Annotated in this window: 20 protein-coding genes; 14 read left to right on the top strand and 6 right to left on the bottom strand. The window is 62.7% G+C overall.

The annotated features are described in order from the left end of the window. Positions 1-3 precede the first annotated feature (3 nt). From N3J91_09915 to N3J91_09905, 3 genes are read left to right on the top strand one after another with little or no spacing between them, the layout of a single operon-like run. Positions 4-204, top strand: a complete 201-nt coding sequence (locus N3J91_09915) for a hypothetical protein (GenBank protein ID MCX8156746.1) — start codon at positions 4-6, stop codon at positions 202-204. Then, positions 201-479, top strand: a complete 279-nt coding sequence (locus N3J91_09910) for a hypothetical protein (GenBank protein MCX8156745.1) — start codon at positions 201-203, stop codon at positions 477-479. The genes N3J91_09915 and N3J91_09910 overlap by 4 nt, the downstream gene beginning before the upstream one ends. Next, a complete protein-coding gene (locus N3J91_09905; protein ID MCX8156744.1) occupies positions 476-1255 on the top strand; it encodes a cytochrome c oxidase subunit II in 780 nt (259 codons plus the stop codon). The genes N3J91_09910 and N3J91_09905 overlap by 4 nt, the downstream gene beginning before the upstream one ends. A gap of 56 nt (positions 1256-1311) precedes the next feature. On the opposite strand, the gene N3J91_09900 is transcribed toward N3J91_09905, so the two are convergent. Further along, on the bottom strand, positions 1312-1668 hold the full coding sequence (locus tag N3J91_09900) for a metalloregulator ArsR/SmtB family transcription factor (GenBank protein ID MCX8156743.1): 357 nt from the start codon (positions 1666-1668) through the stop codon (positions 1312-1314). Positions 1669-1841: 173 nt separating this feature from the next. Between N3J91_09900 and N3J91_09895 the strand changes: the two genes are divergently transcribed. Continuing rightward, on the top strand, positions 1842-3182 hold the full coding sequence (locus N3J91_09895) for a Gfo/Idh/MocA family oxidoreductase (GenBank protein ID MCX8156742.1): 1341 nt from the start codon (positions 1842-1844) through the stop codon (positions 3180-3182). 67 nt (positions 3183-3249) lie between these two features. Further along, the gene (locus tag N3J91_09890; protein MCX8156741.1) at positions 3250-4017 is read left to right on the top strand and encodes an RluA family pseudouridine synthase; all 768 of its coding nucleotides are present in this window, start codon (positions 3250-3252) and stop codon (positions 4015-4017) included. An 8-nt stretch (positions 4018-4025) separates the two neighbouring features. Here N3J91_09890 and N3J91_09885 read toward each other — a convergent pair whose 3' ends face one another. Next, positions 4026-5114, bottom strand: coding sequence for a redoxin family protein (locus N3J91_09885; GenBank protein MCX8156740.1), 1089 nt, complete (start codon positions 5112-5114; stop codon positions 4026-4028). A 137-nt stretch (positions 5115-5251) separates the two neighbouring features. Here N3J91_09885 and N3J91_09880 point away from each other — a divergent pair, with 137 nt between their 5' ends. Then, positions 5252-6538 (top strand): acetylxylan esterase, encoded by a 1287-nt coding sequence (locus tag N3J91_09880; GenBank protein ID MCX8156739.1) that lies wholly within the window; start codon positions 5252-5254, stop codon positions 6536-6538. A gap of 9 nt (positions 6539-6547) precedes the next feature. Here N3J91_09880 and N3J91_09875 read toward each other — a convergent pair whose 3' ends face one another. Continuing rightward, the gene (locus tag N3J91_09875) at positions 6548-7321 is read right to left on the bottom strand and encodes a DUF1559 domain-containing protein (protein ID MCX8156738.1); all 774 of its coding nucleotides are present in this window, start codon (positions 7319-7321) and stop codon (positions 6548-6550) included. Positions 7322-7525: 204 nt separating this feature from the next. Here N3J91_09875 and bioF point away from each other — a divergent pair, with 204 nt between their 5' ends. Then, a complete protein-coding gene (gene bioF, locus N3J91_09870; protein ID MCX8156737.1) occupies positions 7526-8710 on the top strand; it encodes an 8-amino-7-oxononanoate synthase in 1185 nt (394 codons plus the stop codon). Next, entirely contained in the window at positions 8707-10131 is a 1425-nt protein-coding gene (gene bioA / locus N3J91_09865; GenBank protein ID MCX8156736.1) for an adenosylmethionine--8-amino-7-oxononanoate transaminase, read from the top strand. The genes bioF and bioA overlap by 4 nt, the downstream gene beginning before the upstream one ends. Before the next feature lie 59 nt (positions 10132-10190). Here the strand turns inward: bioA and N3J91_09860 are convergent, their stop codons facing one another. After that, positions 10191-10928, bottom strand: coding sequence for a Rieske (2Fe-2S) protein (locus tag N3J91_09860; GenBank protein ID MCX8156735.1), 738 nt, complete (start codon positions 10926-10928; stop codon positions 10191-10193). Between the two features lie 186 nt (positions 10929-11114). Between N3J91_09860 and N3J91_09855 the strand changes: the two genes are divergently transcribed. The 6 genes from N3J91_09855 to N3J91_09830 all read left to right on the top strand — a co-directional run bounded on the left by N3J91_09855 (position 11115) and on the right by N3J91_09830 (position 19103). Further along, positions 11115-13580 carry a DUF1553 domain-containing protein gene (locus tag N3J91_09855; GenBank protein MCX8156734.1) on the top strand — a complete coding sequence of 822 codons (2466 nt, stop codon included), beginning with the start codon at positions 11115-11117 and terminating at the stop codon, positions 13578-13580. Between the two features lie 12 nt (positions 13581-13592). Further along, entirely contained in the window at positions 13593-15098 is a 1506-nt protein-coding gene (locus N3J91_09850; protein ID MCX8156733.1) for a DUF1501 domain-containing protein, read from the top strand. A 137-nt stretch (positions 15099-15235) separates the two neighbouring features. After that, positions 15236-15982, top strand: a complete 747-nt coding sequence (locus N3J91_09845) for an ABC transporter permease (GenBank protein ID MCX8156732.1) — start codon at positions 15236-15238, stop codon at positions 15980-15982. Then, positions 15979-16743, top strand: coding sequence for an ATP-binding cassette domain-containing protein (locus N3J91_09840; protein MCX8156731.1), 765 nt, complete (start codon positions 15979-15981; stop codon positions 16741-16743). Before N3J91_09845 ends, N3J91_09840 begins: the two co-directional genes overlap by 4 nt. 5 nt (positions 16744-16748) lie before the next feature. Further along, positions 16749-17783 (top strand): MlaD family protein, encoded by a 1035-nt coding sequence (locus tag N3J91_09835; GenBank protein ID MCX8156730.1) that lies wholly within the window; start codon positions 16749-16751, stop codon positions 17781-17783. Positions 17784-17972: 189 nt separating this feature from the next. Beyond that, a complete protein-coding gene (locus N3J91_09830) occupies positions 17973-19103 on the top strand; it encodes a hypothetical protein (GenBank protein ID MCX8156729.1) in 1131 nt (376 codons plus the stop codon). A 252-nt stretch (positions 19104-19355) separates the two neighbouring features. Here N3J91_09830 and N3J91_09825 read toward each other — a convergent pair whose 3' ends face one another. Next, positions 19356-19808 (bottom strand): hypothetical protein, encoded by a 453-nt coding sequence (locus N3J91_09825; protein MCX8156728.1) that lies wholly within the window; start codon positions 19806-19808, stop codon positions 19356-19358. 4 nt (positions 19809-19812) lie between these two features. Beyond that, the gene (locus N3J91_09820) at positions 19813-20742 is read right to left on the bottom strand and encodes an RHS repeat-associated core domain-containing protein (protein ID MCX8156727.1); all 930 of its coding nucleotides are present in this window, start codon (positions 20740-20742) and stop codon (positions 19813-19815) included. Between the last annotated feature and the right edge of the window lie 380 nt (positions 20743-21122).

Genomic DNA, 21122 nt, shown 5'->3' with positions numbered 1-21122 from the left:
CCTATGCCCCTCAAAGCCCTCCACATTTTTTTCATCACCGCGGCCTTTTTGCTGACCCTCGGCCTTGCGGCCTGGGCCTTCAATATCTACCTTAAAACGGGCGAAACCGCCTTCGCCGTGTACGGCGGCGGCTCGGCCCTCTCGGGCATCGTCCTGTTTGGGTACGTGATTTATTTCTGGCGTAAAATGAAAGGCATCCAATGAAAACGCCCTTGATGTGGACGCGGCTGGCGCTGGCCGCACTGCTCTTGTTCTGGTTGAGCTGGACCCCGCAGGCGGCCGCCTGTGCCACCTGTTTTGGCAAGTCCGACTCGAAACTGGCCGAAGGCCTGAACATGGGCATCTTTGCCCTGCTGGGGCTGGTGTTGTTGGTGCTGGGCTGGCTGGCCGGCTTCTTTATTTACCTCTCCCGCCGGGCTGCCGCCGAGGCCAAAGCTGCCGAGACGATGCTTCCCGCTTCCTCTTCCTCCAAGCCATGAATCTGCTTCTTTTCGCCAATCTGGTGCCCATGCCGCCGCTGGCCTCGCAACATGGCCAGGACGTGGATCGCCTGATCAATTACCTCCACTGGCTCATGCTCGTGCTGTTCATCGGGTGGGGGGCTTATTTCATTTACGTGCTCTTCCGTTTCCGCCAGACCAAGACCCCCAAGGCCAATCATCTGGGGGCCCAGACCAACGCCCCCAAATACCTCGAACTGGTGGTCGCCGGCATTGAAACGCTCATCCTGCTGGCTTTCGCCCTGCCCATGTGGGCCAAGCTCACCGATCCCAAAAATCTGCCGGTCGGCCAGGAGGTTACCCAGGTGCGCGTCACCGCCGAGCAATTCCAATGGAATTTCCGCTACCCCGGCCCCGACGGCGTCTTTGGCCGTCAGGACATCAGCCTCGTGTCCCCCAGCAACCCGCTGGGCTACGATGACAAGGATCCCGCCGGCAAGGACGATGTCACCCCCCCGATGGGCGAAATGCATGTGCCGGTGGGCAAACCGGTGGTCATCCGCCTGACCAGCAAGGATGTGATTCACAGCTTCAAGGTCGTGGCCTTTCGCACCACCCAGGACGCCATCCCCGGCGTGCCCACCACCACCCAGTTCACCCCCACCCGCGTGGGCCGCTACATGATCACCTGCGCCCAACTCTGCGGCAATGGCCACGCCAAAATGGCCGGCTATGTGGTGGTGGACACTGAGGAAGACTACAAGAAATGGCTGGCCGAACGCAGCAAAACCGGCGTAGCCACCAGTTTTGAGTAAGTGCAGCAGCCCGGCGATTCTCGCTCTCTGCCCCCTCCCAGCGTGCGGGAGTCGTCTTAAAGCTCGTAATCCTCGTAGTGCTTGAAGTGGGCGGCCAGACGTTGTTGAACGCTCTCGCTGACCAGATCGCACAATTCGTTGACGCTGGGATCAATCAGCGAATACCACACGGTATTCCCCTCTTTGCGCCGGCCCAGCACACCGGCGCTGGTCAATGCCCGCAGGTGCTTCATCAGCATGGCCTGGCTCATGCGCAGGCGCGCCCTCAACTCGGGCAGTGAGCGTTCTTTCACCCCGTCATCCAGCAACTCAATGATCTTGAGGCGGTTGACATCTCCCAAAAGGCGGAAACGGGCTGCAATAACATGCAACCCCTGATCCGCAGGCACCCGGCTGACTGGTTTCTTCCCCATATCTGGCCCGCTGCTAACAGTTTGCGTCGCTGCGCCTAACCTACGGGCAGGCGGGCGGGATGTCAAATGCCGGTAAATTACAGAGAGAATAAGCCGCTCCGGAGCGCCCAGATTTTGCTTGAATGCAGGCCGTCTTTGGCGCGTCATACCTTTGTTAACAATAACCAATCCTTATGAGCAAGCACTGGTCAGTCAATCGGCGCAGCTTTCTGCGGTCGGCCGCCCTGGCGGCGTCCACTCCGTTCATCCTGCCTTCGCATATCTGGTCCGCGGAGGTCAGCCCCAACAACCGCATCACCATGGGATGCATCGGCATGGGCACCCAGGGGCGCGGTCTGCTGGGTGGCTGGCTCGGCAGCGCCGATGTTCAGGTGGTGGCCGTCAACGATTGCGACGGCTTCCGGCTCCAATACCACAAGAAAATCGTGGAAGATCGCTACGCCAAAAATACCGGTCAGGGCACCTACAAAGGGTGCGATGCCTACAAGGATTTTCGCGAGCTGCTTCAGCGCAAAGACATTGACGCCGTGTGCATTGCCACACCAGACCACTGGCATGCCATCCAAAGCATCATGGCGGCCAATGCCAAAAAGGACATCTACTGCGAAAAACCGCTCTCCCTGACCATCGCCGAGGCCCGCGCCATGGTGAACGCCGTGCGCAAAAACCAGCGTGTCTTCCAAACCGGCAGCATGCAGCGCTCCTCCCGCGAATTCCTCAAGGCCTGCGAGCTGGTGCGCAACGGCGTCATCGGCAAAATCCAGGAAATCTATGTGTCCGTCGGCGGGCCCTCCAAGTGGTGCGATCTGCCGGAGGAACCCATGGAACCCGATCTCGACTGGGATATGTGGCTGGGGCCGGCCCCCATGCGCCCCTACAACTCGGTCCTCAGTCCGCGCCGCGTCGTCAAGGAGGAGAACGGCGTGAAAAAGGAATCCCCGCACAGCCATTTCCCCAACTGGCGCAATTACCGCGAGTACTCCGGCGGCATGATGACCGACTGGGGCGCCCATCACTTCGACATTGCCCAATGGGGCCTGGGCATGGACGAAAGCGGACCGGTGGAAATCATCCCGCCCGACGGCAAGGACGTCAAACGCCTCACCTACAAATATGCCAACGGCACCCTGATGTATCATGGCGGTCTGCAGGGCTACGGGTTCGGCGTGGTTTTCGTGGGCGAGAAAGGCAAGATTTGTGTGGACCGCGGCAGATTCAAAGCCGAGCCGGAGGGCATTGATGCGGAGTACAAACCAGGCGGCCTGCCCATCAAGTTGTACAACAGCTCCAATCACCAGCGGGACTTCCTGGCCTGCATGCGCTCCCGGCAAAAACCCATTTGTGATGTCGAGGTGGGCTGCCGCTCGGTCACCGTCTGCCATCTGGGCAACCTCGCCTACTGGAACAAGCGCGCCCTGAAGTGGGACCCCGTGAAGGAGCGCTTCATTGGCGACGCCGAAGCCAACTCGTGGCTTGACCGGCCCAAACGCGCCCCGTGGGACAAAGCGGTGTAATCCGTGATTGGTCGTCGTCCCTTGCCCAATCCCCTGCCCCCTGGCAGGGGATTGCTTTTGCCAGTTTATGTGGCGGGAGCCCTGGATTGAACTCGGGCGCGGCCGCAGCCGCGTCTGCATCCCGATAGTCCATGAAGACCGGCAGTGCCTGGTGATGGACAAACCCGCCGGCTGGCTGCTGGCGCCCGCGCATTGGAATCGCACCTCGCGCAACCTCACCGCCGCCTTGATGGCGGCCATCCAGGCGGGCGCGCCCTGGGCCCGGGCGCGGCAGCTCAAGTTTCTACGATTCGTGCATCGTCTGGACGCAGAAACCACGGGCCTGGTGTTGATGGTCAAACAACGGGCGCTGGTGGATGCCTACACTCATCTGTTTGAACATCGCCTCGTGCATAAGGTGTATCTGGCGGTGGTGAACCGGCCTCCCCCGCAACCGGAATGGGTTGCCACCCAGAAAATCGCTCCCGTGCCGGGGCGCCCGGGCCTCATGCGCGTGGACGAAAAGCGGGGCAAACCGGCCGAGACCCATTTTCGCGTGCTGGCCGGCCATCCCCACCTCACCCTGGTGGAAGCGCGGCCCCTTACCGGCCGCACCCACCAAATCCGCCTGCATCTGGCCGCGGCTGGCTGTCCCGTCACCGGCGATGAACTCTATGGCGGCCAGCCGCCCACGCCGGCGGCACGGGAGCGCTTTCCCCTGGCCTTGCGCGCAACCCACCTGGCCTTCGAGCAGCCCCATACCCGGCAGCCGGTGCGGGTGACCGCTGATACCAAGGCTTTTCTTGCGGCCTTTGGATTTGCGTCCTTCGCGTGGCAGCCGCCGCCACCGCCATAAGGCCGGGCCTATTCGGCCAGCAATTTGCGCACCTTTTCGGCCAGGTTGGCGCGGGCATTCATGTCCACCAGCACCCCTCGCTTGTCCACCAGCCACATGGTGGGAATGGCCGTAATGCCATATTCCTGGCCCCATTTGTTGCCCCAGGCCTTGCCGTCAAAGTACTGTGGCCAGGGCATCTTCTTCTCCTTGATAAACTTGAGCAGGGCATCCTTGTCGCTGTCAAAGCTGATGCCTACAATCTCGAATCCCTTGGGATGCAATTCCTCGTAGGCCTTGAGCACATTGGGCAGCTCGGCCACGCACGGCCCGCACCACGTGGCCCAGAAATCCACCAACACCACCTTCCCTTTGTAGTTGGCGAGGTTGACCTCCCGGCCGTCCACCGCGGTGAAGGACAGCTCCAGCGGCTTGCCCAGGATCTCCAGCCGTTTGAGCAGGCCGCTGCAACGCTCCTTCACGGTCTGGGGCGCCCGCGCGTCTTTCAACAATTCCTGCGCCAGCTCGCGGCTTTTGGCTGCCTCGGCGTTGGCGGCCACGGAGTAGAGCATCTCATAGACCTCCGGCTGTTGGGGAAATTCCTTCTGCAGCTCCCGCGCCCCTTTTTCCAGCTCGGCCAGCGTGGCCTGCATGCCCTCGCTTTGCGCGGCTTGCACGCGGCGCTCCACCTGTTTGTTTCGAATCTCGAAACGATCTTCCTCGGATAAGTCCTTCTCGGCCAGCCGTGCCTTTTCCAGCTCAATGATCCGGTTCTCCAGCTCTTTGCGGCCCATGCTGTAAAGCCGGTTCAAAAACTCATATTCCTTTCGCCGCGCCCGGGGGGCATTCGGATCCTGCGGGAAACGGGTGTAAAAGTCCCGCGCCTTCTCCGCCGCCTTGAGGAGAGTCTCCTTGACCGTCTCCAGATACTTCTCGTATTCCTCGCGGGAGGGCCGCTGGGCACGCCATTCCTTGGGCGTCGGGGGCGTGCGGCTGGCCAGTTGAAACTCCTCCCAGGCCTTTTCTGCCTCGCTGAGTTCTGCGCCTTGCAGTTGCCCCACGCACAATCCCCCCACCATCGCCAGTGCCAGGCAACCCTGACGGAAAGCAGTCCACATGGTCTTCATCATTTCAATCCCCCGCCCAGACTGGCCCATCCAGCGGCGGTGTATCTAAACTAGCCCCGAGCCCTGCCCCCGTGCAAGCGCCGTTTCGGCCTCGTCAAAAGGCCCCTTCTCTGGCAGGATAGAAGGCCATGAAAGCACCACCGCTGGTTTGCCTGTCCCTGTCCATGGCTCTCTGTGCTCAGGCGGCGGCCACCTTCCAACCGAATTATGATGAAGCCAAAGTGCCGGAGTACCGCCTGCCGGATCCGCTGGTCCTGCCCAATGGCAAAATCATTGATGACGCCAAAACCTGGGAAAAGAAAGGCCGGCCGGCCATTCTGAAATGGTTCACCGACCACGTGTATGGCCGGGCGCCGGGCCGCCCGGCGGGGATGAAATTTCACACCTGGTCTTATGACCGCCAGGCCCTGGGCGGCAAAGCCACCCGCAAAGAAATCATCATCTACCTGACCGGCAAAACCAACGGCCCGTCCCTGGAGCTGCTGATCTACGTGCCCAACCAGGCCCTGAAACCGGTGCCGGTGTTTCTGGGCATGAATTACTTCGGCAACCAGTCCGTGCATCCCGATCCGGCCATCAAAATCACCGAACGCTGGCTGCGCCAGGGCCGGGAGGAGGTCGTGGTGAAGAATCGCGCCACCGAGAAATCCCGCGGTTTTCAGGCTTCCCGTTGGGCCATCGAAGAGGCCCTCCAACGCGGCTTTGCAGTGGCCACGTTTTATTATGGCGACATCGAACCCGATCATGAAAACGGCTGGAAAACCGGCGTGCGCGCCGCCTTGAGCAGGCAGGGGACCAACACGGTTTTTGGCCCCTCGGACTGGGGCGCGCTGGCCGCATGGGCCTGGGGACTCAGCCGGGCGATGGACTACCTTGAAAAAGACCGCGATCTGGACGCGCGCCGCGTGGTGGTATTTGGCCATTCCCGGCACGGCAAGGCGGCGCTCTGGGCTGGTGCGGTGGACACCCGCTTCGCCATTGTCATTTCCAACGACTCCGGCTGCGGCGGGGCCGCCCTGAGCCGGCGGCGTTTTGGGGAGACGGTGGAGCGCATCAACACCGCTTTCCCGCACTGGTTCTGCGGCCTGTTCAAACAATACAACCAAAACGAAGACGCCCTGCCGGTGGATCAACACGAATTGATTGCCCTCATCGCGCCCCGCCCTGTCTATGTCGCCAGTGCCGACCAGGATTTATGGGCTGATCCCAAGGGGGAATTCCTGGCCGCCAAACATGCCGAGCCGGTGTACCGTCTCTATGGCCTGCCCGGCTTGGGTGTGGCGGAAATGCCGCCCACCAACACCCCCGTGGGCGGGCACATCGGCTACCACTTGCGGGCGGGCGCGCACGACATCACCGCCTACGACTGGGAGCAATACCTCCGCTTTGCCGCCCGGCACTTCGGCATGCCCTGAGCCCCCAGATCACCAGAAAGCCCCAAAATGCTTGCGGCTCAGGGGATCCATCGCCTCATGCTCGCGCATTCGCGACATCGGCACCCAACGCACCGACCCATCCAGATAAGCCACGTTGCCCCCGCGGCTCCCCGCCTGCGCCGGAGGCACGCCGCCCACACTGTATAGGCGCACCGTCTCCACCTCCTTGTAAGGATCCAGCTCCGTGCGTCCCCCCGTGGCGGTATGCTGTGCCGTGCTGAATTTTTCCGTCATCGAATACTGGTTCAAATCACAAAACAGCTCCAGCACCGGCTGCCCGTTGGTCGGACGTTCATTAATGCTTTGCGGCGATTGCCAGTTGAATTTGGCTGGCGGCAAATCATCATAATACCCACGACCGCCCAGGTAATTGTACCCCAGCTCCACCCCGCGCACCTCCTTCCTCGGCTCGCTGCCATAACAGGCGTACACATTCGGACAAATCATCACCCGGTAGTTGAGCTGATATTCCAGCCAGACTTTGTACGTCTCGTCCGACAGCCAGGAGATGTGCTGAAACAAATTAAAGCCCCCGATTTTATTGTTCATCCCCGAGGGCAGCCGCTGCCGGTTGTCATCCGCATACGCATGCATGGCCAGCGCCAACTGGCGCAGGTTGCTGACGCATTGGGTGCGCCGGGCCCGCTCCTTGGCCAGCGCCAGGGCCGGCAGCAACAGCGCCGCCAGAATGGCAATAATGGCCACCACTACCAGCAGCTCAATGAGCGTAAAGCCCCCCCGCTCCTCCCGCCGGCCAGGCATCCCTGCGCGGTTCTGGCATGGCTGTCGCAACGTGGGATTGACTACCCCTCGCGTGGCCTTCACGGCTTTAACATGCGCCATGCCCACCCCTTTTGCAACGGCGAATCCGCCCACCCGCCTGCCCCCAACCCCGGACCCGCCCGGCGACGCCCATTTTAACATTGCCAGCCGCGGCGTTTCAGTTTTGAGTGCGCTGCCGGTGCAGTGAGTGATTTCGCGGCACAACTCAACGAGGATCTGGCCCGCTGGCGCGCGCGCGGCCTGGGCCGGGTATTGAACAACCTGGAATCTCCCCAGGGGCCGCGCATCCGGCTGGCCGGCCGCGATTGCCTCAATTTCTCCGCCAATGACTACCTCGGCCTGGCCAACCATCCGGCCTTGAAAAAAGCAGCCGCGGCCGCCCTGGAACAATACGGCGCCGGCGCCGGTGCTGCGCGCTTGTTGAGCGGCTCTCTGCCCCCCCAGCAAGCCCTGGAGAGGGCGCTGGCCCAATACAAGGGCGCCGCGGCGGCCCTGAGTTTTTCCAGCGGTTATGCCACTGCCCTGGGCGTCATTCCGGCCGTGGTGGATAGAAACGACGTGGTGTTGCTGGACAAACTTGCCCATGCCTGTCTGGTGGACGGCGCCCGGCTCAGCGGCGCGCGGCTCCGGGTTTTCGCGCACAACGACCTGAACGACCTGCAGGCCAAGTTGTCCTGGGCCGCTGCCCAACGCGCCGCCGGCGCCGCCCAGCGGATTTTAATCATCTGTGAATCCATCTATTCCATGGACGGTGACGCCGCGCCCCTGGCCGAAATCGTCGCCCTGAAGGAGCACCATCAAGCCTGGCTCATGGTGGACGAAGCCCATGCCACCGGCGTGCTGGGGCCTCACGGCGCCGGGCTGGTCCAGCAGTTGGGCCTGAGTGCCCGCGTCGAAATCCAAATGGGCACCCTGGGCAAAGCCTTGGGCGCAGCCGGCGGATTTATTGCCGGCCCTGCCGTATTGCGCGACTGGCTGATCCACCGGGCACGCAGCTTTGTCTTTTCCACCGCACCCCCGCCCGCCGTGGCGGCAGCCGCTCTGGCGGGGCTTCAAGTGGCGCAGTCCGAGGAGGGTGAACAGCGCCGACAGGCCCTGCGCCTCCGTCGCGCGCAACTGGTGGAGGGCCTGCGTCGCAACGGCTGGCCGGTCCCCGACCCCGCCGCCGCCATTGTCCCCCTGCTGTTGGGCGCAGAGGAGCGGGCCCTGGAGTGGGCTGGGCGGCTGCGCGAAGCCGGCTTTTTCCTGCCGGCCATCCGCTATCCCACCGTCCCGCGCGGGCGGGCGCGCCTGCGCATCAGCCTCAGCGCCGCGCACACCGCGGAGGAGGTAGAGGCGCTCTTGCGTGCTTTAGGCAAACGACCATGAACCGCCTGGCCCAACTGGACGTGCGTTATGTGTGGCATCCCTTCACGCAAATGCGGGAGTGGATGCGCCAGGAACCCATCGTCATTGTCCGGGGCCGCGGCCCCCGCCTATGGGACGTGCACGGCCGCGCCTATCTGGATGCCAACGCCTCCATTTGGACCAACCTCCACGGCCACTGCCATCCGGTGTTGAATCGGGCCGTGCGCGCACAGCTCAATAAAATCGCTCACAGCTCCGCCTTGGGCCTCGCCAATGAGCCGGCCTCCCTGCTGGCCGCCCAACTGGTGCGGCTGGCACGGCTCCGCGGGAAGCAATCCCTCACCCCCCCGCTGACCAACCCCACGCTGGAAAAGGTGTTCTTTTCAGACGACGGCTCCACCGCGCTGGAAGTCGCCCTCAAACTGGCTTACGAGGCCAGCCGCCGCCTGGGCCGGGCCGGCAAAACCCCGCGTTTCCTTGGCCTGCAGGGTGCCTACCATGGCGACACCGTAGGGGCCGTCAGCCTGGGGCACATTGATTTGTTTCATCGCACCTACGCCGGGCTGCTGTTCAAAAGTGATGCCGTCATGGCCCCCTACTGTTACCGCTGCCCTTTTAATCAGGCCAAACCTGAACGCGCCGATGCCCGCACCTGGCGCCGCTGCCGCTGGGAATGCCTGGACCAGTTGGAAAACAAACTGGCCCGCGCCCGCCGCCAGGGCCGGCCCTACGCCGCCTTTGTTTTTGAACCGCTCCTGCAAGGCGCGGCGGGCATGATCCCTCAGCCCCACGGCTGGCTGCGCCAGGCCGCCGCCCTGGCCCGCGCCCACGGCGCCTTCCTGATTGCCGATGAGGTCATGACCGGTTTCGGCCGCACCGGCACGCTCTTTGCCTGTCATCGCGAGGGTGTGCAGCCGGATTTCCTCGCCCTGGCCAAGGGACTGACCGGCGGTTACCTACCCATGGCCGCCACCCTCACCACCCTCGAGGTCTTTAACGCCTTCCTGGGTGAATATGCCGAGTTCAAGACCTTCTTCCACGGGCACAGTTACACCGCCAATCAACTGGGCGCCGCCGCCGCCCTGGCCAGTTTACAACTATTGCAACAGCCCGGCGCCGCCGCCACCCGCCAGCGGCTGGCACGTCATCTCGCCGCGGCGCTGCAAACGCTGTGGACCCTGCCCACGGTGGGCGACATCCGCCAGGAGGGACTGGTGGCCGGCATCGAACTGGTCAAGGACTGGCGCACCCGCGAATCATTCCCCCTGGCCGCACGCGTGGGCTTTCGGGTCTGCGAAGCCATGGCCCGGCGCGGCGTGCTCACCCGGCCCATCGGCAATGTCATCGTGCTCATGCCCCCCTATTGTGTCACTCCCACACAAATCGAGCGGATGGTGGAAGTCCTGGCGGCCGCAGTGCGGGAAGTTCTCGGCCCAGACTGAGCTGTCAACCGGTAACGCCAGCCCCGCCGGGCCTCCCTGCCAGCCTCCAGGCCCAAGCCCTATGGCTTGGTGACAATGGCAAAAAAACCGTTCGCCTGGGTTGCAGCCACAAACACCGTCTTGGTGGTGCCATCCCCATTGAGCACCGTCAAATTCGGCGTGGCCCCCTGCGTGGTGGCAAACGGCACCACCGTCGAGGCACCGCCAAGCTGGCTCATGAACTGCACCTCATATTTCCAGCCGGAGGTCGTGGGAAACACCAGACGAAACTGGTTGCCGCCGGTCACCGGCGTGAGGGCCCCGGCAATCCGGTAACCCAGATTGGGTATTTGCACACGCAAAATGCCGGGGACTGGCGTGGCCTGGAATTGCGTCGTGTAGTTCGTCAACGGCGTCACCGCCGGCCCTGCAAGAACTGAACCGCTGGCACTGAAGCGGGAGCCGTGCGCGGGGCAAAGCAAAAAAGATCCATTGTAAGGATTCACCGGCTGGCCCTCGTGGGTGCAGCGGGATGTGACCGCATGAAACACATTGTTGGCCAGGCGCGTGATGATGATCTCCGCAAAACTCGCCGGCGTCCCCGTCACCCGCACCCGAATGGAGCCGTTGGTGTTCTGCAACGTCGTGAAGGGCGCCACCGACAAATCGCACACAAACGTGCCCGTCCCCCCCTGGCTCTGGGCCTGCGCCTCCACCACAAACCATTGGCGCCACGGCCCGCAAAATCCCATGCCCAACGCCCCCAGGGCAAAGAGGCGGACAAATTCCCGACGCTGAAAGGAACACGGATCGCTCATAGCTGGATTAATAAATTGGGTTAAGCTAACTAATGGTTATCATGGGTTGGATTTTCTGCAAATTTTTTAGCGCACCCAACGGCCCTCCCTTCCGGCTCCGGCGGGCTCCCCTGACCCATCCGGCCGCCGACACCGGCCCCCGTCATTCCGTTTGCGAATCATCACTATTGTGCTAACTAATACCCTATGCACCCACGGCTTTTCCACGCCCTGGCATGGTTGGGTTTGTTGCCCGCTTTCTGGGCCACGGCGGCCTTGTCTCCGGAGCAGCAACAGCAACTCCCACCTCCCGCAGCACGGACAGTGGATTTCGTTAAAGACATCCAGCCCATTCTCCAAGTTTCCTGCGCCCATTGCCACGGCCGCGGCAAGGACAAGGGCGGCTTCAAAATAGACACCCGCACGGACTTGCTCCGGGGCGGCGACTCCGGACCGGCTGTCCGGGTGGGGGACAGCCGCGGCAGTCTGCTCATTGAAATGGTCAGCGGCCTGGATCCCGACAATCTCATGCCCAAAAAAGGCAAGCGCCTGACCGCGCAGCAGGTGGGGCTGTTGCGGGCGTGGATTGACCAGGGACTGGCCTGGCCCGCGGATATTACATTTGCCCGCCAGCCCCTGCACAATTTGCACCCCCGCCGCTTGGAACCCCCTCCCCCCACCGCCACCAGCGGCCCGCATCCGGTGGACCGCTGGCTGGAAGGGTATTACCGGAAACACGGCGTGCCCCCCGCCGCTCCGGCACCGGACGGCGTGTGGGTCAGGCGGGTTTATCTGGACGTGCTGGGCGTGCTGCCCACGCTGGCAGAGCAGGAGGCCTTTGCCGCAGACCGCCGGGCGGACAAACGCGCCCTTCTGGTTCACCGCCTCTTGCAAGATCAACATCGCTACGCCGAGCACTGGCTCTCTTTCTGGAATGACCTGCTCCGCAACGACTACAAAGGCACGGGTTACATTGACGGCGGCCGCAAGCAGATCACCGCCTGGCTCTACAGCGCCCTGGCCACCAACATGCCCTACCATCAAATGGTGCGCGAACTGCTCAACCCCTCCCCTGAGTCCGAGGGTTTCCTCAAGGGCATTGTCTGGCGCGGGGCGGTCAACTCCAGCCAAACCCCCGCCATGCAGGCGGCCCAAAACGTTTCCCACGTCTTCATGGGCGTCAACCTCAAGTGCGCCTCCTGCCACGACAGTTTCATCAACGACTACACCCTGGCGGGCACCTATGCCCTGGCCAATGTCTTCAGCGAAGAGCCCCTGGAAATTTTTGAGTGCGACAAGCCCACCGGCCGCAAGGCGGGCTATGCTTTCTTGTATCCTGAGCTGGGCACCCTCACCCCCTCCACCAATCGCCAGGAGCGCTTCCGTCAAATCGCCTCCCTCATGACCAGTGAACGCAACGGCCGCCTTCCCCGCACCCTGGTCAACCGCCTTTGGGCCCGCTTCTTCGGCCATGGTCTGGTGGAACCAGTGGACGATATGGATGCTCCGGCCTGGCATCCGGAATTACTGGACTGGCTGGCGGAGGACTTTGTGGCCCACGGCTATGATATCAAGCATCTGATGGCCACGCTGCTCACCTCCCGCGCCTATCAGCGGCCCGCGGTGCCCGGCTCGGAGGCGCCCTCTTCCACTTATGTTTTCCGCGGCCCCCTGGTGCGACGGCTCACCGCCGAGCAATTCCGCGATGTGCTCGCCGACATCACCGGCGCGGGCTACCCTTCGCCCCAGCCCACCGTGGACTGGCTGCTTACCGAGCCGCCGCACATCCAGACCCAGCGCCTACAACAAATCACCGTGTTGCAAACCACCTCCTCCGCGGAAACCGCCACCAACCACTGGATGACCTGGTTTGTCCGGGAATGGGTGCTCCCCGGCCGGCCTGCCGCAGCCCAGGCTGTGCTGGCCGCCAACCTGGAATGGAAACTTTTTGTCAATGGCCAGGCCGTGGGGGACACCCGTTCTGCCGCCACCCCCGCCGTCATGGACCTGGCCCCCCATCTCCGCGCCGGCTTCAACCGGCTCGCGGTGCGGGTTGGCAAAAAACCGGAAAAAACACCCCTGCCCACCACCCGTAGCCTCGCCGCCTTCCTGCGCCTGCGCGTGGACGGCCAGGACTGGACGCCGGATTTGGCCCAACAGTGGCGCTGGACCACCGCCAGCACCAATGATTGGGAATCCCTCCCGCCGTTGGCTGAATGGGAAATGCTGCCCGCGGACGCAGCCCGCCAGGAAGCTGACTGGCTCAACGAACGCGCATTTGCCGCCGCCATCCATTCCTGCGAACGCTGGGGACGCTATCGCGCCGTCTGGGTAGCCGCCGATCCCCTGGCCGTGGCCCTCGACCGGCCCAACCGCGAGCAGGTCTGCACCGTCCGCCCCACCCAGGCCACCACCCTCCAGATGCTGGAGCTGGCCAACGGCAAAACCCTGGCTGCCCTGCTCCAGGAAGGCGCCGCCCGCTTGAACGAGCGCTCCCCCCAGCCGCCGGAGGCATTAATCCGCCAGGTTTACCGGCAGGCGTTGGGACGCCCCCCCACGCCCCGCGAAGAGGCGCTGATTCGCCGCTACTTGAAAGAACATGGCCGCCGCGAAGGCTGGGAAGATTTCCTCTGGAGCCTGGCCATGCTGCCGGAATTTCAAATGATTTACTAATCCGCTCTGGTTATGTGGCACCGTCCTATTCCTCCCTCGCGCCGTGACTTTCTGAAAACCGCCTCCGCCGCCATGCTCGGCGCCCTGGCGGCCGGTTTCCCGCGCCGTTTGGCGGCCGAAAGCGCCCCCAAAATCGAACCCGCAGCCGACCGCCTCATCATTCTCTGGATGGCCGGCGGCATGGCCCACACCGAAACCTTCGATCCCAAGCGTTACACGCCGTTTTCCAGTGGCCTCAAACCCTCCGACGTCCTCAGCACCTTTCCCAGCATCCCCACGGTGGTGGACGGCATCCGCTTCTCGGCAGGGCTGGAAAACCTGGCCAAAGTCATGGACCGCGGCACGTTGATCCGCTCCTACACCGCGGGGGACCTCGGCTTCATCTTGCACTCCCGCCATCAATACCAGTGGCACACCGGTTATGCGCCCCCCCAGACGGTGGCGGCGCCCCACCTTGGCGCGGTCATCGCCCGCACCCTGGGGCCCCTCAATCCCGCCGTCCCCGCCTTCATCAACATTGGCCAGCGTTTCGACGTCGGCGAAGGTGAGGAGCTTAAGGCCTTCACCACCGCCGGCTTTCTGGGAAGCGAATACGGCCCCTTTAACATCCCGTTTCCCGAGCAGGCCGCGCGGGCCATCCAGCCCCCGGAAGGCATGACGCCGGGACGCTTTCAAAACCGCGAGCGTTTTTACCGCCAGCTCCTGGCCCACAGCCCCATCATGCGCCACGGCAGCGAGTACCAGCGCGAATCCTTGCTGCGGGCGATGGACAACGCCCACCGCCTGCTCAACTCGCCCGCCGCCAAGGCTTTCGATTTAAGCCTGGAACCTGAAGCCTCGCTGCGCCAATACACCGGCGGAGTGACCAACCTCGCCAAAATCTCCGAAGCGCGGCAAACCCGCGACGGCACCTACGAAAAAAGCACTGTGGGCCGCTTTGGCCTGGGTTGCCTGCTGGCCCGCCGGCTGGCCGAGGCCGGGGCGCGTTTCATCGAGGTCACCACCGAGTACATCCCCTTTCTCAACTGGGACACCCACGAGAACGGCCACGAAAAACTGGTGCACATGAAGCAGGCCATTGACGCGCCCATTGCCCGCCTGATTTTGGACCTCGAAGAGCGCGGCCTCCTGGATCGCACCCTCGTCGTGCTGGCCAGCGAGTTCAGCCGCGACTCCCTCGTCGAAGGCAAACCCGATAAAAAAGTCAAAGACCAGGTGGATGTCCCCGACACCATTCAGGACCCCAAACACTACGGCATGCACCGCCACTTCACCGATGCCGGCTGCGTCCTGATGTGGGGCGGCGGCGTGAAAAAAGGCTACCTGCACGGCCTGACCGCCGATGAACGGCCCTGCAAGACCTTGCGGGACCGCGTGGTCATCGAAGACCTCCACGCCACAATTTATTATTTGATGGGCATCTCCCCCCAGCTCGCCTACGAAGTTGAAAAACGGCCCTTCTATGTCACCCGCGACGGCCAGGGCCAGCCCATCAAGGCCCTCATGGCCAGGGGATGAGCCGTCGCCGCCCGCCGCGGATTCAGGCCATCCCTCAGCCCCTTTGCGGAGTCTGTGGGATTTGCTTTGAAATCCATCGCATTCCGCGTTAAGGAAATGAAGGCGCGGGGCCTACACCCCCCCGCGGGCCGGATACCATGTTTCAAAACATTGGCGAGATGCTGATTCTGTTCTGGCGCACGCTGCAGGCGCTGCCCTTGCTCCTGCGCCATCGCCAGAAGGTCATGGATCAGATGTTTGAAATCGGCAACGCCAGTTTGTTGATGGCGTGCATCCTCTCCTTTTTCATTGGCGGCGTGCTGGCCCTGCAGACCGGCCCCGTGCTGGCCGAGCGCGGCCTGGCCAGCCTCTTGGGCGGCGTGGTGGGCATCAGCATCTGCAAGGAGCTGGCGCCGGTCATGATGTCCATCCTGATCGCCGGCCGCATCGGCTCCGCCATGGCGGCCGAAATTGGCTCCATGAAAGTCTATCAGGAACTGGACGCCCTCCGCACCCTCAACATCAATCCCGTCCATTATCTGGTCCTGCCCCGCATGACCGCCATCGCCGTGGCGCTGCCCACCCTGGTGTTGTTTGCCGTGTTGACCGGCTGGCTGGGCGGCGCGGTGGTGGCCCATTACAACCAGTCCATCGCCATTTCCTTTCCCACCTATTTCAACAACCTGCAGGAAATCGTGGAATTGGGCGACCTGGCGCATGGCCTGTTCAAAACCTTCTGCTTCGCCCTCGTGGTCGGGCTGGTCTCCTGCCATCAGGGACTGGTCACCATCGGCGGCCCGCGCGGCATCGGCCGCTCCGTCACCAAGGCCGTCGTCAACTCCATCGTGCTCATCCTGATTTTGGACTATTTTGTCACCCGGCTGCTGCTCTACTTCGAGGAATGAATCCGGCGGAATCCCATCCCAAGGGCGTCAAGGTGGCCGTGCGCGGCCTCAACAAGGCCTACGGCCAGCAAACCGTGCTGCACGACTTGAGCTTCGAGGTGGCCCCCGGCGAGCTGTTCGTCATCATGGGGCCCAGCGGCAGCGGCAAAAGTGTCCTGCTCCGCCACATCATCGGATTGGAAAACCCGGACGCCGGCGAAATCTTAATTGATGGCCAGCCGGTGGACGGCGGCCAGATCATGGACCGCTACCGCATGGCCATGGTCTTCCAAAGCGGCGCGCTCCTCAATTCCCTCACCGTGGGCGAAAATGTGGGGCTTTACCTCAGCGAGCACCGCCTCAAGCCCCCCGAGGAAATTCAGCGCATCGTCCGGGAAAAACTGGAGCTCGTGGGCATGGCCGGCACCGAACACAAACTGCCCGGCGAACTTTCCGGCGGCATGAAAAAGCGCGTCGCCATCGCCCGGGCCTTGGTGGTGGAACCCCAGCTCATCCTCTACGATGAACCCACCAGCGAGCTGGACCCCTTGATTGCCGTGACCATTGCCGAGGAAATCGTGCGTCTGAACGACCGCACCGGCGCCACCTCCCTCGTGGTGACCCATGACCGCGACCTGGCCTTCGGCATTGCCGATCGCATGGCCATCCTCCTGGGCGGCCGGCTCCGGGCCCTCGGCACCCCCGCCCAAATCCGGCAATGCCCCGATCCCGAAGTGCAAAAGTTTTTATCCGCAGACTTTAAATTCAAACCTCAAACCTGACGCTTATGCGCAACACTCTCGAAACCCGGTTGGGCATCTTTGCTGCGCTGGCCGTGATTGTGGCCGTCATCATTCTCGAGCTGGCCGGCAGCAAGGACCTGTTCCTTAAAACCTACCCCGTCCACGCCCTCTTCAAAAACGTGCACGAACTCAAAGTGGGCGACCCCGTGAAAATGGCCGGCGTGCCCGTCGGCCGCGTGGACAGCGTAACCCTCACCAACAACCTCGTCCAGGTCACCCTCCGCCTCCGCAAGGACGTCGTCGTGCGTACCGACTCCAAGGCCCGCATCAAGTTCACCGGCCTCATGGGCCAGAACTTTGTAGCGCTCGATTTCGGCTCCGAAAAAGGCCTCCCCCTCGAGCCCGGCAAATTCATCGAAACCGTGGAGGGGGCGGACCTCAGCGAGATGCTGGCCAAGGTGGACAATGTGGCCAGCGGCATCGAAAACATCACCCGCAGCTTCAGCGGCGACCGCATTGACAACCTCCTGGGGCCCCTGACCGATTTCCTCAAGCAAAACCGCGAGCCCCTCACCCTCACCATTGGCAACCTCCGCAGCATCTCCGATCAAATCGCCCAGGGCCGTGGCACCGTGGGCCGCCTCATCCGCGAAGACACCCTCCACACCACCGCCGTGAACACCCTTTCCAACTTTGAAGCCACCGCCCTCGAAGTCCGCAGCGCCATTGACGAAGGCCGGGCCGTCATCGCCAACGCCAAGACCATCACCACCAACCTCAACCTCGCCCTCTCCCGCGTCAACGAAATGTTGGATGGCGTCCAGGCCGGCAAGGGCACCGTCGGCCTCCTCCTCAAGGACGACAAGCTCTACACCGAAACCTCCACCGCCATGACCAACCTGCGGGAAATCATGCAGAAGATCAACCGCGGCCAGGGCTCCGTGGGCCGCCTGGTCAACGATGAAAGCCTCTTCAAAAACGCCAAACTGACCCTCCAAAAACTCGACAAAGCCACCGAAAGCCTCGAAGACCAGGGACCTTTGAGCGTCCTGGGCATGGCCGTGGGCACCTTGTTCTAACCCTCCCCGCCAGCCTCTCACCGGTAAAACACCAGGCCTTGGGGATAACCGCCTCGCCCCGGGATGGCCTTGCCTGCCCGCCTGCCCCGGAAAACCAAAACCTTTACCCAGGTCAAACCAGCCCCGCCGGTTTAAGCTAGAATAAGGACAACGGCCCGGGGCGGCACCCGCCCCGCTGCCCCACAACGTATGCCGGCAAACCAACCCACCAGCCTGCGCTGGCAGCGCGCCGGCCGGGCACCCCTCGTGGTCCTGGCCATGGCCTGCCTGGTGGCCGCCGTCTGGGGCGGTCTCCTTCGGCTGGGCGTGCAACTGCCCACCCCAGAACATGGCGCCAACTGGATCACCCTCCACGGCCCCTTGATGATTTGCGGTTTCCTGGGCACCGTCATCGGCCTCGAACGCGCCGTGGGCCTGCGCACCTGGTGGACCTACCTCCCGCCCATCCTGACCGCCGCCGGCTCCCTCGCCATGGTGGCCGGCGTTACCGCACCGCATCCCGTCTGGCTGGTCACCGCTGGCAGCGCGGTGTTTGCCGCCGTCGCCTGGCGCGTGGTGGCGTTGCAAAAGGCCCTCTTCACCCTCCTGATGGCCATCGCCGCAATGTGCTGGCTGGTGGGCAATGTGCTGTGGACCCAGGGCTGGCCCTTCAACCGCATCGTGCCCTGGTGGATCGCCTTCCTGGGCCTCACCATCGTGGGCGAGCGCCTCGACTTGAATCGCTTCACCCGCCCATCACCCTGGGCCCGCCCTCTGTTTTTTGCCGCCCTCGCCCCTTGCCTAACCGGCGTGATTGCCAGCGCCTGGCATCCCCTCTGGGGCGAGCGCCTGACCGGCGCCGGTCTGCTCGCCCTGGCGCTTTGGCTGGGATGGTTTGACCTGGCCCGCCGCACCCTCAGACACCCGGGCCTGCCTCGCTTCATGGCCGTGTGCCTCCTCACCGGTTATGTCTGGATGTCCCTCAGCGGCATCTTGATGATGCGCTTCAGCCCGCTGGAAAGCGGTCCCTTCCCCTATGACGCCGTGCTCCACACCTTCTTCGTGGGCTTTGTGTTCTCCATGATTTTTGGCCATGCCCCCGTCATCTTCCCGGCCATCCTCAATTTCACCGCCACCTGGCGCCCGGTGCTCTATGCGCACGTAACCATGTTGCACGGCGCGCTGGCCCTCCGGGTGATGGGCGACTTGCTGGATATATTCTGGGCGCGGCAATGGGGTGCCATCTTCAACGCCGTGGCGGTGGCCCTCTTCCTGCTCAACACCGTGGCCTCGGTGGTGATCCCCCCAAAATCTCAACTAAAGCGGCCACCCATCTCCTAGCCCGGCAAGCCAGTAACTCTACTCCCCTCTCCGGCAACTTAAGCACCGCTCGCGCCCACGCCGCCAGCGCCTTGCAGGGTGCCGCTCAGATCCGCCCCAATCGCGTTGTTAACCCTCGCAGCCTTAACCCTTGGTCTCGGGGGGCGCGCGCGTCTCGCGTGCCGGCTCCGGCCCCCGCCGAAGCCTCCCTCCCCGCCACGGCCTGAGCGGTGCTAAATTCCTTACACCGTTTGTGCGGGACACTGGGCGCTTTCAGGTGAAGAACACTTTTGCGAAGGAGACTTTCCCGTTGCGCAGTCGGACTTCAAGCATCCAGCGGTCGCGGTTGGCAAACAATCGAGGAAACCAAATTGACCTGGCCGGGTAAGCCCTTTGGTCTCCAAGCACGTAAACAAACTGTTTCTCACCTTGCTGGTCGCTGACAATGTCAGCTTTGCCCAGAAGGTTCTCAACCTGATTAGCGTCGAGGTTGAACAGCGTGTCCGCCTTCAATAGGTCGTCCACCATTTCAAAACGTCTGCCAGAGGTTGGTGCGGCTTGCTTCCAAGTTTCTGAATCGAACTTGAGTTTTCCGCGAGGACGGCAACGCTCCTCAAGTTTTGTGACACCAATCAGGTTAGGAGTCACAAAGTAATTCGCTGCGTAAAGAGTTGGTAACAAAACCAAACCCCCGAGAAGCAACTTCAATTTCTTGGGAAGCGCCATAACGCTATCTCCTCGGTGGTGATGACGCTGGTGCTCCGTTACGAATGGTGTAGAGCAAGCCACGATTCAAGGCAGCGAGACACGCAGCGGTGCAGGTTTGCCCCTGCCTCTGTGAGCTGATTCCAACTCCAAAGCCTACTTCGTTGTTGAGCCGGTCAATTTGCGTCGCAGCGTCGTTGCCGGTTTCTCGTTCTTGCATGAAGTCCAGCGCCCTGTCAGGACTGCCACAAGGCCCTGGATGTCGTGCCAGATCGCACGAGGTGATGCAGTGTGTCAGCATATCAGCGTCATTGCCCGGAGTAGCACCTGCACCGCGATGAGTCGAACCGTCTGGAGCGTTTGCGTTGGCTTGGGCTTCACCAAGTCCAAGAGTCAGGTCGCGATACCGCCGACAGGCCCATCGGTTGATGCAGAGGCCAACGTAAGCACCACCACCACCCACAACGATTATCCCGCCACCGATAATGATTGGATTGCGTCCGTCTGGATCAACCTTCAAGATAGGATTGTTCCTCACGAACTCGTAGAGATTAATGCCACCCTTCTCCCCCAACGGGTCTCTGCTTGGCCACCGGCCGGTGGTGGGATTGTAGTAGCGGTGGCCGTAGTAGAGGAGGCCGATTTCCCAGTCGAGGGGTTTGGTGGAGAAGAGGTAGTTGAAGGTCTGGGAGAGGGGGCCAGTGGCGCGGAGGAGTTCGCCAAAAGGGCCATACTCATATTGCACCACCAACAAACCATCCGCCCCCCGCACATACCCCATCACGTTCCCATTCCCATCATAAACCGGAAAATACACCCCTGCATTCGGGCCATTAATGATGAACGTCATCAATAACCCGCCCACGCCGCCCGCGCCTTGCAGGGAGCCGCTCAAGTCCGCCCCCCACACGTGCATTCGCACCTCGCCCGTCACTTCTTCCACTTCGGCGATCATGCCCCATCTATGATACTGGTATTTTCACCATCCTTGCAACCGCCCCAACCTGTTCACATTGTTAACCCCCGCGGCCATAACCATCGGCCTCGGGGAGCGCACGCGTCCCGCGTGCCGGCTCCGGCCCCCGCCCAAGCCTCCCTTCCCGCCGCGGCCTGAGCGCGGCTAGATTCCTTTACACCTTTTGGCGGGACAGCCGGTTGGGTCACTTCGGCTGCTGGAGGTCAGTCAAACTCCACTTGGCAATTTCGATTCCTCCTTCCAGCCCATCTTTCTTTGAGTAGGCCATGCCTTGAAGCTTGTTTGTGAACATCCCGGTTTGGGTGTCGTATTCCGCAACCCTCTTGTCGCCGTCGTTCACGATGACGAGAGTGCCCTCA

The organism is Verrucomicrobiia bacterium (assembly GCA_026414565.1).
GTDB lineage: Bacteria > Verrucomicrobiota > Verrucomicrobiia > Limisphaerales > Fontisphaeraceae > Fontisphaera.
The sequence above is the reverse complement of the archived record's forward strand: the minus strand, read 5'-3'. Positions and strand labels throughout refer to the sequence as shown.